The organism is Sphingobacterium prati, assembly GCF_013167215.1.
In the GTDB taxonomy this organism is placed as follows: Bacteria; Bacteroidota; Bacteroidia; order Sphingobacteriales; family Sphingobacteriaceae; genus Sphingobacterium; species Sphingobacterium prati.
This window is the reverse complement of sequence record NZ_JABJWY010000024.1, coordinates 288,921-309,600: the sequence shown is the minus strand read 5'-3', so window position 1 is coordinate 309,600 and position 20,680 is coordinate 288,921. Positions and strand designations below refer to the sequence as shown.

Below are 20,680 nucleotides of genomic sequence, written 5' to 3'. Positions count from 1 at the left end.
CGAAAGATACTATTTAATTCATTTTTTAGGGCTAATACCCGGGATTTTGATAGGATCGGCGGGCTGTTTCATCAAGTAGTACGCCATCCTTGTCTGTTAGCATGCTGATAAAAGATTGCGGAAAGGGTTTGAACGTATGCGTTGCTGAAAAGGTTCCTTTGCCATTTCCATCCTGGCCATTTACACCTGATGGATTATCCGATCTGGACCAGCTGCCAGTACGGCCAGAGGCCAGTTGCGCGTGATGCAACATCCGCTCCAGCTGTATACCTGCGTGGTGTATCCCCTCGTATACGATCTGCTCTGTATTGAACTCCCGGGAATACTCATTATAGATAAAATGCACAAAACGTTTCAACTCGGAATTTGCCTCGGGCGGATACTGCTCGGCCTTGGCTTTAGCCGAACTACCATCCCAATAGGAAGCATCGACTCTAATTTTATCAAATGTAGCTGTCGACGAAGGATAGGGGTAGGAGCGCTCTTCGGCACGCAATGATTCGGCACCAGGGTATAAGCGGGCCAATACCTCGGCGCGATTTTCGCCAGCTTTATAGGCGGCGCGGTTGCGTAAGATATTGATATCGGCGATAGCTTTTGCATAATCTCCTTTCCGGCCATAGGCTTCTGCCCGGATCAAGTAGGTTTCGGCAAGCCGGAAGATGGCCACGTCACGTGTGCCGAAATGGTTGTCGACGGTACTGCGGTTTGGATCGATAAACTTACGTGAAGAGGGGCGTACCTTTCGGCTCAGGAGCAGTCCAGCATTCCCACTGTAACGATCTGCACCGGTCTTCCGGTAATAGTATTTTCCATTGTCCTTGATCCACCGCGGATAGAGCACATAGGGCTGTGCGAGAGCCTCAGCGATATCAATGGCCGTTTCCTTGCTGTTTTCCAGGAAAACAAGTCCCAGGTCAGCTTTCCCAATTTTCCGCTGTCCGGCCACGGCATTCCGGCCATTCCATGATGGACGTTTATAGTTCGGCTTGATATTGTCATTAAAGAAATCGGCTTCATTTGTTTGCCAGGCCAGGGAAGCATTTTTTGCATCCGTATAAGCCAGGCCGGGACCGTCCGATTGGGAAGCATTATCGAAGGCGGCACTCTCATATTCGAGCTGGAAGGATTTTTCAAAACGGGAATCGTTCAGTTTATCGGTAAATACATCATATCCCCAGTCCGAAGGCAGGAATCCCTGACCTTTTAGCAGTCCGTAAGACCAGGTCCAGCTTGGGATATTCCAGGCCGAGTTGCGGTAATCGGCGGTAAAGGCGGCGTTGGTACGCATGCCGTAGCGACCATTCTCCAAATTATTACCATAGGAGGCCTGCAGAATAATTTCGGAATTCGTTTCGTTGCTCCAATTGCCTTTCTCAATGGCAAAAAGGTCCCAATAATTTGAGGCAAGGCTGATCCCGGAATTGATTACCTGAGTGGAATAATAAATGGCGGAATCCAAATCTGCCGTTCCCTCGCCCTTGTACAATAGTCCTTGGTACGCATTGGGACTTGTGGGATCGATCGTTCCGTCGGCATTGCGGTATGATTTAAAGGGCGCGGCCTGATGGCGCTGCAGGTAAAGCTTGGCCAGGAAATGCAGGGCCGCGTTGCGGGTAATGCGACCGCGCTGTGTCTGTCCGGCAGCAGGTAAATACGGCTCCGCAAAGCGTAGATCAGCAATTAATCGGGCATAGATGGTCGCCGAATTTGTTTTCGGCAGATAAAAATTAGCCGGTAGGCTGTTGTTGCTTTTGAGTGGAAAAGGGACATCCCCCAATTGCGTGACCAGTAAATAATAAGCATAGGCCCGTAGAAAATAGATCTCAGCAAGCTTTTGGTTGGCATAAGCTGCATCATTTGCGTACTTGCCCGGAGCCCGTTCGGTGATGATTTCGATGGCTTTGTTGCAATCATTAATAATCGGGTAAGCACCCAGTAGCTGGGTCTGATAATAGCCGATCAGATTGTTGGCATATTCACCGGCAGCTCCTGATGGCGACCATACTGCGGGACTGAAGGTGGCCCAGGCGTTATCCAGTGGTTCAGTGATATCATTGCCGGTTTCAAAAAGGAAAGGACCTTCCATAAATCCATATTTCCACCGCAAGATGCTATAATTTGCGACGACAAGTTCATCTAATCCCTTTTCGGATTCAAAATAATCCTGTGTAATCGTGGAGACCATCTCCTCTTGGAGAAAGTCTTTGCATGAACTTAATCCCGATCCCGTCGATAGTATTGCTATTGCCCAAAGGGCGACCGTTTTTCTATTATATTTTCCAAGTCTCATGTTTCGTTGGTGCTAAGTAATTTAAAGACCGATTCTCAACCCGAGAACGGCACTGCGCAATAAGATGCTGTTGGCAGTCTGTCCACCGCTCTGCGCTGCGGCGGCACTATCCCAGCCATTGACATCATCCGGATTAAGGCCAATTTTTACCGCTTCGCCACCCCAGATGACGGGGTTGAGGACCTGCGCATAAACCTGTAGGCTGCCGATATTAAGTCGATCGAGTACAGGTTGTTTAAACGTGTAACCCAAGGAGATATAGCGCAACGACACGAGACTGCCACTCGTGTAATTGCGTGTCGCATTGTAGTTTGTAAAAGTCGCTGTTGTCTGCTGCGGAAATGCCGCTGCGGTATTTTCAGGGCTCCAGACAGCTGTTTCCGTACGGCGGCCATAGGTCTGTAGCGCGCCATAGTAGCGGCTACCGATCCGTGCATAGATAAAGAAGGAGAGGTCCCAGTTTTTGTATCGGAAAGCGTTGACAATCCCGCCGGTCCATTTGGGTCTATTGCTGCCCAAGATCTCCTTGTCACTGTCGTTGATGGTTCCAAAACCATTGTCGAGATAGGTGACCGTTTCACCAGATGCCAGGGTGACCGATTTTGCACCGTCCGTACCGGGCTGTACTTCCACAAGTTGCTGATCTTTGATTTTTACCTGCCCGGGTAAAGCCGTGATATTTCCAATTTTTCGGTAAAGTTCGATCAGCCGCTCATCTTCGGCTGTCTGTTGCCACAATCGGTCATAAACATAATCCCTAAATACGGCTATAGGCTGCCCGATAAACCAGCCGTTGGCCACATCGTCTACCTTACCGTCGACCAATTCGACGATCTTCTCCCGGTTTCTGCTCCAGGTCAAGGTTGTATTCCAGGAGAAATCCGGTCGGTCGATATTCTTTGTCGAAACAGAGATTTCTAGCCCGCTGTTGCTTGTTTTTCCAATATTGCCCAATATGCTGTTGTAACCCAGTACAGGAGGAATGGATCGATTGAGCAGAAGGTCTTTGGTATTTGCCCTATACCATTCTACAGCACCTGATATGCTGTTGTTCAGAAATGCGAAATCCAGCCCGATATTATGCTGTACTGTTTTTTCCCAACCGAGCGCTGCGTTTGGCATGGACGATGATTTGTAGCCCGGCACCTGCGTTTCGTCAAAAACATAGGCTGCACCAGCGATTGTCCCTGAGGTGGTGTAGGGCGATACAGAAGAATTTCCCGTTACACCGATACCATAGCGGAGCTTGAACTGATCAACCCAGTCCACCTGTTTTAACCAAGGTTCTTCTTCCAGCTTATAGCCCAGGGCCAGGGAGGGGAAGAAGTCAAACTTATGCCCCTGAGCCAGTACCGATGCCCCATCCCAACGTCCCGTGGCCGTCAGTAGGTATTTATTTTTCAAGGCATAATTAGCCCTTAACATATAAGATAGCAAGGTAGATTTACTAAAGGACGTCCCGTAGCTCATGGGGATTCCGAGGTCATTGGCACTCAGATTGTACCACAGCGAAGAAGGAAAGGTAATATCCTGCGCCCGGATATTAATACCATTGGATCTATTTTCCTGTGAAGACTGCAAGGCATCCACTTTCAGGGAATGATCGTCCCATTTCTTATCGAAGGTCAGCATATTCTCAAATACCCAAGATAATCGTTTGTTGTGGGAATTGTAGCCAATCAATGGAGCTGTCCCCACCGCAGAGAAGGGGTTTGTATAATCGGCGCCATAGAACGAGCCTTTTTCCGTTCCCGTATACTGCACCCCAAATTTGAGCTGGTATTTTAACCAAGGTGTAAAATTGAGCTGCGCAAAAGCATTGGAGAGCACACTGTATTGCGTATTTTCATTTTTACTATTTTCAATATTCAGAAGTACATTATGCGCCGACAGACCCGTGCGGTTGGTATTCAACAAAAGGCCGTTCTCATCATAGGCCGGTGCATAGGGCATGAGCGCCAGGGCCTGGCCGTAGGAATCTTTTCCACCCGTATTGGAGCTGTTGTCAGCCATGCCATAATTTTGGACGGAATAACTGCCGATCATTGATATGCCCAGCTTCAGCCATTTTCGGGGCGAAACATCGCCTTTTAATGTCGTGGTATACCGCTTATAATCCTGATCGATCATGGCGCCCTGTTGATCGAGTAGCCCCGCAGACAGGTAAAGGCTGGATTTTTCATTACCCGAAGAGAGCGAGATGCTGTGGTTATTGGTTTTTGCAAGGCGTGTCACCAAATCTGTCCAATCCTGATTGAGGAGGTTGTTGCCGTTATATACGGGCACTTGCTGTGCGTATCCACGTGCAATCTCTTCTGCAGTAGCATCACGCAGCAGTACGTTGCCGTCTCCTCCCCAGCTATAGGCCTTACGGATGGATTCAATACCGTAGGTTTCGCCGCCACCAAAATTTTGAATATCGAAATCTGGATCGGGTGCTGTACCGTATTTTCCGGTATAGGTACCTCCATTGATGTGACTCTGCCGTTGCCAGTCCAAAAGTGCTTTTGAATCCATCCAGTCCGTCGTCGAATGAATCTGATCGAGAGACAATGATCCGTTATATTGCACAGATACCTGCCCCTTTTTTCCTTCCAAAAGAGAGACCAGGATCACGCCATTTGCACCGCGTGATCCGTAGATTGCTGTTGCTGAGGCGTCTTTCAGAATTTCAATCGAGGCAATATCTTTTGGGTTGATAATAGATGCTTCGCTTGCGGATATCGGAATTCCGTCAACTACATAAAGTGGCTCATTGGAGGCATTTATGGAGCGGTTACCACGGATGCGTATCGTGCCTACGCCACCAGGACGGTTATTTGAGGTAATGTCCACGCCACTCGCTTTGCCCTGTATGCCCTGGACGATATTCGCTATTGGCCGGTCATTGAGGTCCTGCCCCTTGATCTGGGACAATGCGCCAGTAATATCGCCCTTTTTTGTCGTTCCATATCCGACGACAACAATCTCGTCGAGCTGCCGGTCATTGGGCTGCAATTTGATTTCCACGGGTGAGCGCTGTACAATTAAGGTATCCGAGCGGTAGCCCAGATGGCTCACAATAATTTTAAAAGGCAATTTTTGGCCGGTTCGGAATGAAAAGCGCCCCCAGGTATCGCTCTGTACACGATGTGTGACAGCATCTAGTTGCACTGTTGCCCCAGCGATGGGTTTATTGGTTCGTGCATCGAGCAGCGTACCAATAAGATCTGCATTGATAATGGGTGAAACGGGCTGCTGTGCGAGTACGATATTGGCCTGAAATGAGGCAAATAGTGCCACAGACAATCGTTTCCAATTGTTTATGTTCATGATTAAAACAGTTGATTAGGTTGATGTTGAATGCTAAAAAAGCAATAGCTATTCAGCTATTGTGCACGTGTATCACGCCATGCACATTCGTTTTTCCTTGAAAAATAATGGATTCAACAGGGGACTGTTTTTAGGAGAGATTGTTTGTCTAAAATAATACTTGCTCATAGAAATTTAATTGTGAAAATTACATTTAAAAAATAACAACGTGACCAACGCCAATTGAGAAACGATGAACAAATATAAAAATAGTAAAGAATAAAGTCTAGTGTTTTTGTAGATTTTTTTAGTTTACAGCATAAACAGCAAATTAAAGCTTGCTAAGCCCCTCGTTTGCCGCATTTCGGCCTAAGTATTAGGCTAAGACGCGTAGAATAAATTAAATGTTTGTTTTACATTTAATTTATTCTTATTTTCGATTTACATAACCAATGGTGTAAACTAAAGCAGCCACGATGTTTATATTCAGTTTGAGCTAAAGACAATTTTTTTTAAGCTAATAAGTGTTGTTTTGACATTTAAAATGGAACTTTGGTAGCTACACCTTATAAATAAACTTTTTATGAGATCAATTAATTTAACGAAGAAACGGATCAATTGGTGCGGATTGATCGTTTTATCCACGGCACTGTTACCTTGCCCAGGGTATGCGCAGGTGCAAGTGGCATTGAAAGGTAGGGTAGAAGGCCAAAATGGCAAGCCTTTGTCTGGGGTTACGATCTATTCGAAGACCACAGCCAAGGGTGCTGTCACGGGCAATGATGGGGAGTTTACCATTCCATCTGCTGCTGCAGACACATTGACATTTAGTTTTATCGGCTACGATACGCAAAAAGTAGGCGTTGGAGGAAGATCCAATCTTGTGATCAAATTAATTCCTAACAACGAACAGCTCTCCGAAGTGGTGGTTATCGGGTATGGCCAACAGCGAAAAGGAGATTTAACGAGTTCGGTTGCGACGGTGACATCCGAAAATTTTGTAAAAGCTCCTGTTCAGGATGCCGGCCAGTTGTTGCAGGGTAAAGTGGCCGGATTAAGCGTAGGGACAACAAGTGGAAACCCGACGGGTGGAAGCCAGATCCTACTACGCGGAAATACAACATTGTTTGGTGCAAATAGCGACCCATTAGTGATTATTGATGGAATCCCAGGAACATTAAATACCGTAGCCCCCGAAGATATTGAATCCATCGATGTACTGAAAGATGGTTCGGCAGCGGCCATCTATGGGGTCCGGGGTACCAATGGCGTCATTATCATTACAACAAAAAGGGCAAAAGGCCAGGAAACAAATGTCATCGACTATGCCGGTTCGGCGAGTACACAGTCTATTTTGCGCCAGCCTCAGCTCCTCACGGCTACCGACTACCGGAGGCAGATCAAAGAAGGTACCCGTGATGCATCATGGGATCTAGGTTCGGATACCGACTGGTTAAAAGAAATTTCACAGACCCCTTTGACGCATATCCATAATTTGACATTTCGTGGCGGAAGCAGTAAAACAAATTACCTGGCATCAGCGAATTACCGGTATCTGGAAGGAATTCTGAAACGCTCCGATAATGAAACATTCAGCGGAAGAATTGATGTCAACCATTCGATGCTGGACAATAAGCTTAAATTCAATCTAAGCCTGCTCAATCAGACCAATAGCTTTACGCAGACACAAGATGGGGGAACGTTTAATGGATATACCTATAGGCAGGCACTGATATTCAATCCAACATCGCCTGTATACAATGACAAGGGGGACTGGTTTGAACAGCCTAGTAATTTCAACTACGAAAACCCCCTTGCTCGTCTTTATGAGAGTGACGGCCAGACCCGTAGCGTAAATTCAAGGATGGCTGGTACGATCACCTATAATCCAATTGCTGATCTGAAGTTGAGTTCGCTCTTTTCGTACTCGAGAAATAACATCACGGCTGGCTATTCCGAGACCAAAAACCATATTTCCAATTTAAGGGATAGTCGGAATGGTTATGCGGCGCTTGGGAATAGATTGATCATCGATCGCCTGATGGAGCTTACAGCAGAATATACCAAGACGATCGGAAAGCATCGCGGCAGTATTTTGGCTGGTTATGGTTACCAGGAAAATGAAAATTCGAGCAGTTTTATCCAAAATTGGGATTTCCCGACCGATGTATTTGGTTACAATAATATTGGGTTAGGTAATGCAATAAAAGATGGTAAGGGTGCCATCGGTAGCGATAAATTTGAGACGAATCTAATCAGCTTTTTCGGCCGGCTGACCTATAGCTACGACGATCGCTACCTGTTATTGGCAAGTGTCCGTCATGAAGGGGCAAGCCAACTCGTGGGTGCAAAAAGTCCATGGGGTACATTTTCGGCCATTTCTGGGGGCTGGCGGATCTCCAACGAATCCTTTATGGCAGATCAAACAGTCTTTGATGACTTAAAATTGCGTGTCGGATATGGTGTAACGGGAAATCCACCGTCTAACCTCTTTTTGGGACAGGCACAATTGGGATACGGTGGATATATTTATTCCAACGGACATTGGGTACAATCGCTTGGCCCAACCTCCAACCCGAATCCCAATATTCGATGGGAAGAAAAACGGGAAAGTAATTTTGGACTCGACTTCAGCCTGTTAAAAGGTCTTGTAAGCGGTAACGTTGATTATTATATCCGGGATATTAAAGGCCTGTTATATGATTATCAAGTACCGAGTCCCCCAAACTTGGTTACGACAACAAGGGCGAATGTTGGAACCATGCGCAACAACGGTATAGAGGTGCTGCTCAATATAGCGCCGGTGCGCAAACCCAATTTTGAATGGAATACCAGCTTGCTGTTTTCGACAAATACCAATAAGCTGAAAAGCCTGTCCAATGAATTATACCAAACGACAAATGATTACTTTACAACGGGCGGTACGGGCGAACCGATACAGACCTTCACGAATATTGTCTATATCGGTCAGCAGATCGGTGATTTCTACGGATTTAAGGTCGTAGATGTCGACGACAGCGGAAAATGGATCTATGAAGGTGCCGATGGTGCACGCGTAGCATACAACGATTTTGGACACACCTTCGAGGATAAAAAAGTACTCGGAAACGGCCTGCCAAGATACTATGCGGGCTGGAACAACAATTTCCGCTATAAAAATATTGACCTCTCCGTCACCATGCGGGGTGCATTTGACTATCAAATTCTTAATTTCCAACGTATGTATCTAGAAAATCCTAGCCTGCAGAATTATAACCGCTTGGCATCATCAGAGGATTTGGTATTTGGTAAAGCAAAATTAACGGCACCGCTTGAGTTCAATAGTTATTACATTGAAAATGGAGACCATTGGAAGATAGACAATATTACCCTGGGGTATACTTTCCGAAATATGAAAAGCAAGTGGTTGAATAATGCCCGTATCTATGCAAGTTCGCTGAATACTTTTGTCATCACAGGATACAAGGGCATCGATCCTGAAGTAAATCGCTTGGGATTGTCGCCGGGTAATGATGACCGGGATAAATACCCAACAACACGCACTTTTACTTTTGGTGTTAACGTTAGTTTTTAATTCTTTAAAGATGTCAATTATGAAAAGAAATAATTTAGCAAAGATCTTATTTGTCGGCTGTGCTTTTCTTTCGGTCAGCAGCTGTACAAAATTAAAAGATGATTCCTATACAACTATTATCTCCAATAAATTCCAGCCGACACAAGATGACCTGGCCTCACTTTTGGGAACAGCATATTCCAACTGGCGCTTTTTGCTACTCGATTGGGATGGCTTATGGCGGGCCCAGGAACTCAGCGGTGACCAGGAAGTCATTCCGGCAAGACCGAATGGATGGGTCGATGGCGGAGTATATAAACGTATCCATCAACATACTTGGACTGCTGATGAAGGCATAGTGGTGCAAACTTGGAACAGAACGTTTGCCGGAATTACAAACTGTAACCGAATCATTTACCAGATCGAATCCGGTATGATTCCCGTAGCGGAAAATAAGGAGGCTGTCATTGCAGAACTGAAAGTCCTCCGGGCAGCTTATTATGCGATTTTATGCGACGCCTTTGGCAATGTCCCGATTGTAACGCAGTTTGACCTTCCCGAAGGCTTTCTTCCGAAACAAAATTCCCGTAAGGAGGTGTATGATTTTGTTGTCAATGAAATCGAATCCAATAGCAGCTTGCTGAGCGAAAAGAATGACAAAAGTACATATGGTAAATTGAATAAATGGGCAGCAAATGCGTTATTGGCACGTGTGTACCTGAATGCCGAGGTGTATAGTGGCACGGCACAGTGGCAGAAAGTAATTGCTACCTGTGATGCAATTATCAACTCGGGTGCAGGATATATACTGGAAAATAACCAAAAGAACGTATTTGTCACCGAAAACCAGAATTCGAAAGAAATCGTGTTTGCCCTGCCGTTGGATGAAAATTATACGAACAACTGGAATGCATTTGACCTTCATATGCAGTCACTTCCTTCGGAAAGTCAGGCGACTTACAACCTACTCTCGGCACCATGGGGCGGTATGTGCGCGATACCGCAGTTTATTCGTTCTTTTGATAAAGATGATAGTCGGAATCAGCGTAACTGGATCCAAGGGCAGCAATATTCTTCTTCGGGACAAGCACTCGTCGTAGGGCTCGGCGCATACAAGGACAAACCTTTGAATCTGATCAATGAGGTTCCTTCGATTGATGCGTCGGAAACCATCCACGGTTTCCGTTTGGGAAAATTTGAAATAAAGCAGGGAGCGGCGGTACAACTCAGTAATGACTATCCGATTGTTCGGTATGCTGAGGTTTTGATGATGAAAGCTGAGGCGCTCTTGCGGTCCGGTAAGCCCGATGAAGCTGCGCAGATTGTAACGACAGTAAGGCAGCGGGCTTTTCCCGATCAGCCTGCCAAAGCAATTGTTACGGGAAGCCAGCTACAGGGGGGCAGCATCTATGATTACGGTCAGCGTGACAGTGATGGAAGTACCAAGGAGGGCGGAGCCGATATCAAATATGGCCGATTTTTGGATGAATTGGGCTGGGAATTCGACCAGGAAGCACACCGGCGCACAGACCTGATCCGTTTTGGCGTTTTCAGCACGAAATCGTGGCTCTCACATAAGGCAACCAAGAATGCAACGCGCAACTTGTTCCCAATTCCACGGCCGGCTTTGAACACCAATTCAAACTTGGCTCAAAATCCTGGATATTAGTAATAAAGGTGAAACGGAAAATGAACGTTAAGATGAAAAGACTAACATGCTATGCAGTACTGATTTCGCTATTGGCGACTGCATTTTTTGCCGAAGGTCAGGCGCAGACTAAAGAGGCTAAACAATACGATTACCCAATCGAACCTGTTTCTTTTGTGGATGTAAAGTTTACCGATAAATTTTGGGCACCTAGACTCAAGATCAACCAGCAGGTGACGATCCCCATCGCACTCCAGCAGTGTTACTCCACCGGAAGGGTCGATAACTTCAAGAAAGCTGGCGGCCTGATGAAGGGATATTTCAATACAGAATATACCTTTGACGATACAGATATTTATAAAATAATAGAAGGAATGGCCTATTCGATACAGACCAATCCGAGTGGGGAATTGGAAAAGCAGATGGATTCACTGATCTATTTTATAGGAAAGGCGCAGGAACCTGACGGTTACCTGTATACCGCGCGTACAGCTGCCGAGCCTGGAAAGCTACATCCATGGACTGGAGAGAATCGCTGGGAGAAAGATCCTGATCTGAGCCACGAGCTATACAATTCAGGACATTTATATGAGGCTGCTGTAGCGCATTATTTGGCTACTGGAAAGCGTACATTATTGGAAATAGCCATTAAGAATGCCGATCTCTTGGTAAAGGACTTTTTGCTGGGTGGATTGAAATATGAACCCGGGCATCAGATCGTAGAAATGGGCTTGGCAAAGATGTATCGTGTGACCGGAAAAAAGGAATATCTTGATCTGGCGAAATATTTTCTTGACTTGAAAGGAAAGGGTGTTCGGGGTGAATATGCGCAGAGCCATAAACCGGTCATCGAACAAGACGAAGCTGTGGGGCATGCCGTACGCGCAGTTTATATGTATTCGGGTATGGCCGATGTCGCAGCACTTACCGGCAACAAGGCCTACCTAAATGCAATTGATAAGATATGGAACAACGTGGTTGATAAAAAGTACTATGTTACCGGCGGAATCGGCGCACGGGGACATGGAGAGGCGTTCGGTGATAACTATGAACTACCGAATATGTCAGCTTATTGTGAGACCTGTGCGGCCATTGGCAATGTGTATTGGAACCATCGCCAATTCTTGATGCATGGTGATTCGAAATATTATGATGTAATCGAACGTACCTTGTACAATGGTGTACTCTCAGGTGTGGGGCTCTCAGGGGACCGTTTCTTCTATCCAAACCCCTTGGCATCTGAGGGGCAGCATACACGTGCCGAGTGGTTCGGCTGTGCATGTTGTCCGAGTAATGTATGTCGTTTTATACCTTCAATACCAGGATATACCTATGCGCACAAGGACAATGAAATCTATGTCAATCTTTTTGTGGAAAGCGAAACGACAATCGACCTGCCCAAGAATAAGGTCCACCTTTCACAGAAATCGAATTATCCCTGGGAAGGCAATACGACAATCAGTGTTACTCCGGAAAAAACTGCGGCATTTGACGTTTTGGTAAGGATACCGGGCTGGGCTTTGGAACGTCCGGTTCCGAGTGACCTCTATACCTATGTTAAGCCCGAAAGAAAAGAAGTGGAGATCCAGATAAACGGTAAGCCGATTGAATATACCGTCAGGGCAAACGGTTATGCCACTTTAAGCCGTCAATGGAAAAAAGGTGATCGCATCGATATCGTATTCCCAATGGACGTAAAACGTACGATTGCGCATGATCAGGTGAAAGATGATAAAGGAAAGGTGGCGTTGGAACGGGGGCCAATTGTATACTGCTTGGAATGGGCAGACAACGATGGTAAAGTCTCGAATGCCGTGCTTACCGATGATGTGCTGGTTAAGAGCAGCTATCAGCCCGATAAACTTAATGGTATTGTTAGCCTGGCAATGGAAGGTAAAAGTACCGCTCGGGACGGGCAGAATAATATAGTAGAAAAGGACAAAAAGCTGACGGCAATTCCCTACTATGCCTGGGCCAACCGTGGTGCTGGTGAGATGGAAGTCTGGATTCCCAGAACGGTGGAATATACAAAACCATTGCCTGCTATGACAAATTCGACGCGCGCAAAAGTAACCTCTTCCAAGGGTGTAAATGCTTCATTGGCGAAAGTGAACGATGGCTATTGGCCTAAGAGCTCTTCGGACCGTGATGTCTCCTTTTATGCATTATGGCCAGCGAAAGGCACGCAGGAATGGATAGCTTATGAGTTTGAAAAACCAATGCAGATTTCCCAGGCAAGTGTCTATTGGTGGGATGACCGACCTTGGGGCGGGAGCAGAGTTCCAGATAGTTGGCGTATAGAATATCTCGATCTAAATGGCAATTGGGCCGAAGTAAAAAATACAACAGCATACACGCTTGAACAAGACAAGACCAATACGGTTACTTTTGAAACCGTTTCTGCACAAAAAGTCCGGTTAAAATTTCAGATGGGCAAAGACTTTTCGGCAGGAATATATGAATTTGAGGTAAAGTAATCGATTACATGGACACTTGTGGCCTGGGATCACCGGCCGCTAGCTTATTTTAGCTATTTTATCGCCAAAAGCTCTTATGAAATGTATCGTGTTTTCAATAGATTTTTTTTGAGATAAATTGCAAGTTGGTTAACTACATTGGATAAAGCGCACGACTACGTTCGTGCGCTTTAAAGTTTGGCTGCTGAACTGGACTCCAATGAGCTGGTGGTCCGATCGAAATTCCAGCTTGCACAAACGCTTAATTGTGATTAACCGTTAAAGACAACACCGTCGTAACAGGCGTTATAGATGTCTTTAAGGTCTTGCAAGACCGGTACACGAGGGTTGAATCCTGTACATGGATCGAGCAAGGCGTTATTTGTAATGTAGTCGATGTTTTTATCCCAATCTTCCCTGGAAATTCCAAATTCTTTGATGGACGAAATATTGTTTACCTCAGCACGTAAACGCTCAATAGCCTGTGCCAGCTCTTCAGCCGTTTCTTTACCGATCACTTTCGCTAAATCAGGAAAACGCGTGGAAACCTTGGCGTTATAACGGATCACATTGGGTAAGAAAATGGCATTTGCAGCACCATGAGGAATACCATACAGCGCGCCGACCTGATGCGATAGGGAGTGCACAATACCTAACCAGGCATTGTTAAATGCCAATCCTGCCATGAAGGATGCGTCGTGCATGTTTTGACGGGCGGTGATATTTGTCGGATTATTGACCGCTTCTTTTAAATTATTGAACACTATTTCTAGACCACCTTTTGCCAATACATCGGCATAATTGTCGTCAATGTTGGATACGTAGGCTTCTACGCAGTGTGTCAGCGCATCTAAACCTGTATTTGAAGTGATATGGGCCGGCATGGACGCACAGACTTCGCCGTCTACAATAGCGATATCGGGTGTCAGTTCGTACGAAACAATAGGGTATTTGACACCTTTTTCCCGGTCAGTGATGACCGCCAGACCGGTAGTCTCGGTACCGGTTCCACTGGTGGATGGGATGGCGATAAATTTCGCTTTGTTGCGCAAGGTAGGTACTGTAAAAGGTTTGACCAAGGCATCGAAATCGGCCTCTGGATATTCGTAGAATACCCACATCATCTTAGCAGCATCAATAGCTGAGCAACCGCCAAGGCCTACGATCCAGTCGGGCTGAAATTCACGCATCGCTGCAGCACCCCTGAAACTTGTCGCCGATGATGGATCTTCCTCTACGCCATCGAAAACAAACGTTTCAAGACCTGCTTCCTGTAAAAATGCAATTGATCTATCCAAAGTTCCGCTTTGACGCATCGAATTTCCCCCTGTCACGATAAAAGCTTTCTTACCTTTAATATTCTTCAGTTCTTCAAGGCTTCCCGCGCCGTGGAATACTTCTCCTGCAATAAATAATTTGCTCATTGTTGTATCTTTTATTTAATGCTTCAAAGATAACGCGGCAATGGGCCTCCATTATTACACAAACAGGACTACGTGTTATACATTTGAGCCAACTCGTTTTGAAGCTGGGTCGGTGTTTCATTGAGCTTAGCTTTCACAAATTTGTTCAGGGCTGCTGGAGAGTTAAATCCCAGGTCAAAGGCAATCTCTTTGTGTGTGATGTCTGCAAACATGAGCTGCCGCTTGATTTCGGTCATAATCCGGTTGTGGATGGTGTTGATCGCCGTATCCCCACAATGTTTTTTGGTAATGGCGTTGAGCTTTTTGGGCGTAATATGAAGCTGATCGGCATAGTATTGTACTGAGCGCTCTTCTTTGTAATTTTCGTTGAGTAGTTTTTTGAATTCGATATACAAGCTTTGGTCTGCTGTTTTAGTCCCCAAAACAGGATGCTGACCGTGTACGGATTCAATGAGTTTGAGCAAAAATATCTTGATATAGAATCGCGCTTCTTCTTTCCTGACCAGACTTGGATTTTGATAAATATCCTGTATAAGCTTGATCGTATGGATACTCTCGGCAAATTCGGCGGTTGACAAAACCGTATTGTTTAGTTGGGTCGACAGGTTGATATTATAGGGGCTCAATTCATTTTTGAGGATGTCCGAACAGAATAATACCTCCTCAAATAAGATAATTTTGCCGGTTACCTGATCAGAAAAAGCCTGTACGGCATGCACCTGATCCGGGAAGACGACCGATATCCGGCTGTTGTTCAGGATGTATTGACGGTCTTCGATCTGTAGTTGTAGTTCTCCTTCTAGGACCACGAAGATGCAAAAATGGTCTTTTTGGTGTGGCGCCGTGTAAGCCTGTAAATGCTCGGCGTCAAGGTCAAACACACGGAAAGATAGTTTTTTGTCTTCTATTTTGTTGATCTGCTTTTTAAGGTGTAGTCGTTCCATCATCTAATTTCCGTTAGCTAAAAAGAAACGCAAAGTTAGCCATTTACACTAAGAGTTCTCGATTTTTTGGCAAGTCTTACATTGACGCAATGAATAGTATGATTCAGCGACTTTCGTAATGGCACGAAAATTAGCCGCTAGATTGAGTGTTGAAGGACTATCGCAGAATTTTTCGCTATTGAAGCAGCTTGTTGATTTTATCTTTTGCCGATAGCGGCCGGAGATGGCTCCCAGTTTCTCGAATCGTGCCATCCTTGTCAATTAATAGATAAAATGGTATGCCACCGACCTTAAACAGGTCCCGGATAGCGGCACTCTGCTTGGCGGATAGAAAATAATGTTGCCCGCCCAGATCATACTTACTGACTGTCGCTTTGTACTTGTCCAGATCTGAATCAAGACACAGGTAGACCAACGAAACTGCTTTATCATGAAAGTCGGCTTCGATCTTTTTGGAATTGGAAAATTCGCTTAAGCATGGTGCGCACCAGGTGGCCCAAAAATCAATATAGATCACTTTACCTTTGTTGGCCTGCAAGATATCTTCTATGACCCCTTGGATCGGAGAAGACTGCATGTCTTTCAAAATAGCTCTGCTATTTAACTCGGGATGTTCGACTCTGGCTTTCGTGGCAAGGTATTCCTGCCGTAGCGGATCCCGCAGGAATGGCGATTTAATATATTTGGTGACAATCGTATTGAATTTTTCGTAGGTCTTGAAATCCTGATGTTGAAACCTTTTTGAAAAGTGATGGCTTAGCATGATTTCTTGTAATAGGGGATCGGTCACGTAATCGACGATGCTATTCAAGACGAGGGAATCGGAAATGGCTGGGGGCGCAAATAATTCGCCGATTGGCGATATTCCCCAAATGGAGTCTTTGGTATCCCGAGAGCGAAGTTGTTCGTTGATGTAGAATTTAAAAAAGCTGGAAAATGTTAAAATTGAGTTTGTGTTCATTAAATTGTCGATATGCAGTGGGAGGCGGTTAACCAATTTTTCGTAGAAACCCTTCGGGATAACGAAAGTGGTATCCATCGATCCCAGATTGTTCGCGGATTTGTGATCCATGGCATAAAATTGAATATTTTCGTAATACCGACTTTCGCTCTCAAAAAGCGCCCACTTTTTACTTTCTTCATTGGTGGCATAGGCATTGATAAACCGTGCATATAGCTCTTTCCCCTTTTGACGTATTGTATCATTAAACAGCATATACTGATCAGGACCATAATTTTTTACTGCCTGATAGTTTTTGTTTTGGTCGTATAGTTCACTGGCATAGTAAAGGCGTTGGAATTGCGCGACCTGTGTATTGGTGACTGCGGCAGTTCCGGCAAATTGGACTGTGTTAAGGAGCGCGCTCCGTTGATCGATGTTGCCATCAAAGGAGACCCATAGGCTGTCCCTTGGATGAAGGATGACGCTGAAATTTGTTTTATAACCTATCCAGATTTGCGTAGGGATATATAAATCAATCTCTGCATAAAAGTCGCCTTTATCGTTGACCTTAGGATAAATTGTCACCGAAGAGCGCCCGAGCCTATGCATAGTCATACTCAGGGGTGTTGTTGCATCATAATGGTCAATTGTCCCGGTCAAAATTGCCTTCTCAGCAATTACTTGCGCGTTACTTATCGGAGAGTATGCCGATAATAGAGCGAGCAGAAAAATGGTCAGAAGGTGTCCCTTAAACGCTTTTAGCGATAATGTTATTTTAGGTCCAGTGGCAAACATATTTGGTTCTTTAACTAAAGATAAAGAATCTATTTTACATTTAATTGGCAAAGCAGCTTTTATTTTATAACATTTTTTTAGTACAAAAAATACAATACGTCCTATTTTTAGTTTTTCTGATTGCTTCATGCTCGAGTAATGGCGGAGCGGATTCGCAGGAAAGAGAACAGAAGCTTTCCCCTCAAGAGTAGGTATTCGCTAACAAAGAGGGGAATATAAAGCCTGCTTGCTATGCGTGATAGCCTGATGGCAAGCAAAATACACGTATAGACTTGTTTTTTTGATTATAAGGAAAATAAATACTGTAACAAACGAAAACCTATTCGTTAGTTGTGCAATCGATTGTTTTAAGAAAAATATTTTTTTTGTCATATATTGAATTATGATAATTTATTTGTCATAAGCAATTGATTATAAACTAAATTCAAAGAAAAATGAAAAAGAACATTTCTTATGTGATTGCAATGGCTCTTGTTGCGACATTTTCATCCTGTAAACAGGATCTGGTCACCATGGAACCTGTCCCTGTCGATCAAGGCACAGCCCCCCTCGCTGTAGCAGACAGTGTGCAGACCTTTAAGGTGATCCCTTCGGCTTCCATTGAAACGGACCGTCTGCAATTCAGGGCCGCGCACAATGAGATGCAGGCAACTGGATTTTATGTGGCGCCCAATAGCACGATTACCATTACGGTGAATGTAAAATCGGGTACTACGGTACCCCGGCTAGCGATAGGTACGCCATTCCGGGATAATATCAGGCCGGTAAGGCAGTATTTTAACCTGGCCGCCGGAACACAGACTTTTACCGTAGATCAGTATGGAGGATTGGTCTATATCATCTATGCCGCCAACAATTACACCACAAACGGCGAGATTGAGGTGACCTTTGGCAATGGTTTTAAACCGGTGCCTTATTTCCAAAAGGGGATCACGACGCATCAGCAATGGCTGGCGACCTTGGATTCCTTGAAAACCGCTGTACCGGATGTCGTGTTTTCTTCCGACCGTTCAATAATGGTCTCCAATATGGATGAAGCGTTGCTGTATAAGAATGAGGACCAGCAAGCTATTGTCAACCGGCTGGATTCCATCGTTGGCCATGAAAATTACATCAGCGGATTGAGTGGTACGACAGGCGTGCATGCTATTCCGTACAATAAACACCTGGTGACAGTTCGGGATTCCGCATCGGGTGGGTATATGGCGGCAGGAATTGCCATTTATTACACCGAATCGCTTTCCTACAGAATGTTGCAGCCTAAGTACCTGACAAACACCAATGGTTGGGGCTTATGGCATGAGTTTGGCCATACCTATCAGCAAAAAGGCTGGACCTGGGGCGGACTCACCGAAACGACGGTGAATATTTACTCGATGGCTGCAGAGCGCGGCTTTGGCTTGCCTGTCAGCCGGATCACGGCAAATAATTCCTGGCCTAAACTGGATACTTATTTCGCTAAACCCATCGCAGAGCGTAATTATAACGCGGGAGACAATGACCTGAAATTGATTATGTTCCATCAGCTTTGGTTGGCCTTTGGTGATAATCTCTATATCACGCTGAGCAGGTCTACCCGTGAAAATCGTCCGAACGTGTCTACGGATGCGGAGAAAATGCGTTATTTTATGATCTCAGCCTGTCAGATCGCCCAGAAAGATTTGTCTGATTTCTTTACAAAATGGGGATTCCAGGTGGATGCTGCTGTTTACACGGAGATTGCCAACCTGAATCTGCCCGCACCGGCACAGGATATTACCCTGTTAAGGGATTAATCTATAAAACGTCTCCCGCCCCCGGGGGACGTTTTTTTTCAAGTCAATTCAACCGACTGTTTCCTTATTCGCCGATAGGGGATGTGATATGTTAATTTAGCTTAATGTTTGTTAAATGCATATGAAGCGTACAACTATTTGTAAATTAAATCGTTAATTCGTTGTAAATCGTATTAAAAATGGTTTCCGAATTTATTAAAAATAAGCATTTGGCGAATCGTGCCGGATTTGGAATGAGTCTACAACAGATTGCTGCCTTTGAGCAGCAACCTGTCACCGATACCTGGCAGATGTATGCGCGCTCCAGGGATTTTACTCCAATAAGCTACATCATGGCGCGAACGGATGTTGACTACACGGACCTATCAAAGATGAATGCGGAGTCGAAGAAACAGGTACAACAGCTTAACCGCAAGCGAAATATAGCGACCAACCTGAATTTTCTAAATACCATGGTGCATGCGGATGATCAGCTGCGGGAGAAAATGGCTTTTTTTTGGCATGGACATTTCGCATGCCGGGTCGTCAACGCGAATTTTAGCGCACATCTGCTCAACGAAATCAGAAAAAATGCACTCGGAAATTTTCGGGACCTGTTGTTTGCCGTTTCGAAGGCTCCGGCGATGCTTAACTTTCTCAACAACCAGCAGAATAAAAAAGGGCATCCCAATGAAAACTTTGCCCGGGAGGTGATGGAACTTTTTACCATGGGGCCCGGCAATTATACCGAATCGGATGTAAGGGAGGCTGCCCGCGCCTTTACGGGATGGTCTTTTAATCGTGAGGCACAATTTGTGGTGCGGCGCAAGTTTCATGACATGGGTACGAAGAAGTTTTTAGGAAAAACAGGCAATTTTGATGGAAATGCTGTTTTGGATATTATTCTGGAACAACCCGCTACCGCCAAATTTATTACCGGAAAATTATACCGCTTCCTTGTCAATGAACAAGCAAATGATGCTATTGTCACTGCGCTAAGCAAGGATTTCTATCATTCGGGATATGATATCAAGCAATTGCTTGAGCGTATATTTACGGCGTCCTGGTTTTACGATCCCATCAATATCGGAAATAAAATAAAGTCTCCGATCGAACTGATGGTGGGTATCATGCGCACGCTTCCGATGAAAATTGCAAGCCCGGAAAATCTCATTGTCTACCAAAAATTATTGGGACAGATGTTATTATACCCGCCAAATGTAGCGGGCTGGCCATCAGGGAAGGCCTGGATAGACAGCTCAACCTTGCTGCTTCGGATGCAGGTACCGCAAATATGGGCTGGAATGCGGCCATTGGACCTTGATGCGCAGAACGATGACGACCTGGACATGGGGTTGAAACAATCGCGCCAGCTCTACAAAACCTTCAAAAATCCGCAGATTACCATCGATTGGGCGCAGGTTGAAAAGGCGTTTTCGAATAGGGATCCCTTTCAGCTATTACTGCAGCAGCAGCCTTCCTTTACGGAAAAACTACTGAAAAGGTATGCTGGAAGTGACAAGCGAATGGCGATTATCGAAACAATGTGTATTCCTGAATATCAACTCTGTTAACGGTT

At 45.2% G+C, this 20,680-nt stretch carries 10 protein-coding genes; 5 read left to right on the top strand and 5 right to left on the bottom strand.

Translation table 11 applies throughout. From position 1 onward, the window contains the following. Positions 1-31 precede the first annotated feature (31 nt). Together HPC41_RS07295 and HPC41_RS07290 are read right to left on the bottom strand one after the other, a co-directional pair. The gene (locus tag HPC41_RS07295; RefSeq protein ID WP_216660687.1) at positions 32-2,293 is read right to left on the bottom strand and encodes a RagB/SusD family nutrient uptake outer membrane protein; all 2,262 of its coding nucleotides are present in this window, start codon (positions 2,291-2,293) and stop codon (positions 32-34) included. Positions 2,294-2,314: 21 nt separating this feature from the next. Further along, complete coding sequence (locus HPC41_RS07290) at positions 2,315-5,605, bottom strand: SusC/RagA family TonB-linked outer membrane protein (RefSeq protein ID WP_172393374.1); 3,291 nt, start codon at positions 5,603-5,605, stop codon at positions 2,315-2,317. A gap of 562 nt (positions 5,606-6,167) precedes the next feature. On the opposite strand from HPC41_RS07290, the gene HPC41_RS07285 reads away from it, so the two are divergent. Genes HPC41_RS07285 through HPC41_RS07275 form a run of 3 tightly spaced genes read left to right on the top strand, consistent with a single transcriptional unit; the run spans position 6,168 to position 13,262 of the window. Then, positions 6,168-9,158, top strand: coding sequence for a SusC/RagA family TonB-linked outer membrane protein (locus HPC41_RS07285; RefSeq protein WP_172393373.1), 2,991 nt, complete (start codon positions 6,168-6,170; stop codon positions 9,156-9,158). A 19-nt stretch (positions 9,159-9,177) separates the two neighbouring features. Next, entirely contained in the window at positions 9,178-10,806 is a 1,629-nt protein-coding gene (locus HPC41_RS07280) for a RagB/SusD family nutrient uptake outer membrane protein (RefSeq protein ID WP_172393372.1), read from the top strand. A 32-nt stretch (positions 10,807-10,838) separates the two neighbouring features. Beyond that, the gene (locus HPC41_RS07275) at positions 10,839-13,262 is read left to right on the top strand and encodes a glycoside hydrolase family 127 protein (RefSeq protein ID WP_172393371.1); all 2,424 of its coding nucleotides are present in this window, start codon (positions 10,839-10,841) and stop codon (positions 13,260-13,262) included. A gap of 251 nt (positions 13,263-13,513) precedes the next feature. Here HPC41_RS07275 and HPC41_RS07270 read toward each other — a convergent pair whose 3' ends face one another. From HPC41_RS07270 to HPC41_RS07260, 3 genes are all read right to left on the bottom strand, one after another. Next, on the bottom strand, positions 13,514-14,665 hold the full coding sequence (locus HPC41_RS07270; protein ID WP_172393370.1) for an iron-containing alcohol dehydrogenase: 1,152 nt from the start codon (positions 14,663-14,665) through the stop codon (positions 13,514-13,516). A gap of 68 nt (positions 14,666-14,733) precedes the next feature. After that, positions 14,734-15,612, bottom strand: coding sequence for a helix-turn-helix domain-containing protein (locus HPC41_RS07265; protein WP_172393369.1), 879 nt, complete (start codon positions 15,610-15,612; stop codon positions 14,734-14,736). 172 nt (positions 15,613-15,784) lie between these two features. Continuing rightward, positions 15,785-17,347: a TlpA family protein disulfide reductase gene (locus HPC41_RS07260; protein ID WP_172393368.1), complete on the bottom strand. Its 1,563-nt coding sequence runs from the start codon at positions 17,345-17,347 to the stop codon at positions 15,785-15,787. A gap of 434 nt (positions 17,348-17,781) precedes the next feature. Between HPC41_RS07260 and HPC41_RS07255 the strand changes: the two genes are divergently transcribed. Together HPC41_RS07255 and HPC41_RS07250 are read left to right on the top strand one after the other, a co-directional pair. Then, positions 17,782-19,122, top strand: a complete 1,341-nt coding sequence (locus tag HPC41_RS07255) for a M60 family metallopeptidase (protein ID WP_172393367.1) — start codon at positions 17,782-17,784, stop codon at positions 19,120-19,122. Between the two features lie 179 nt (positions 19,123-19,301). Beyond that, complete coding sequence (locus HPC41_RS07250; protein WP_172393366.1) at positions 19,302-20,675, top strand: DUF1800 domain-containing protein; 1,374 nt, start codon at positions 19,302-19,304, stop codon at positions 20,673-20,675. Positions 20,676-20,680: the final 5 nt, after the last annotated feature.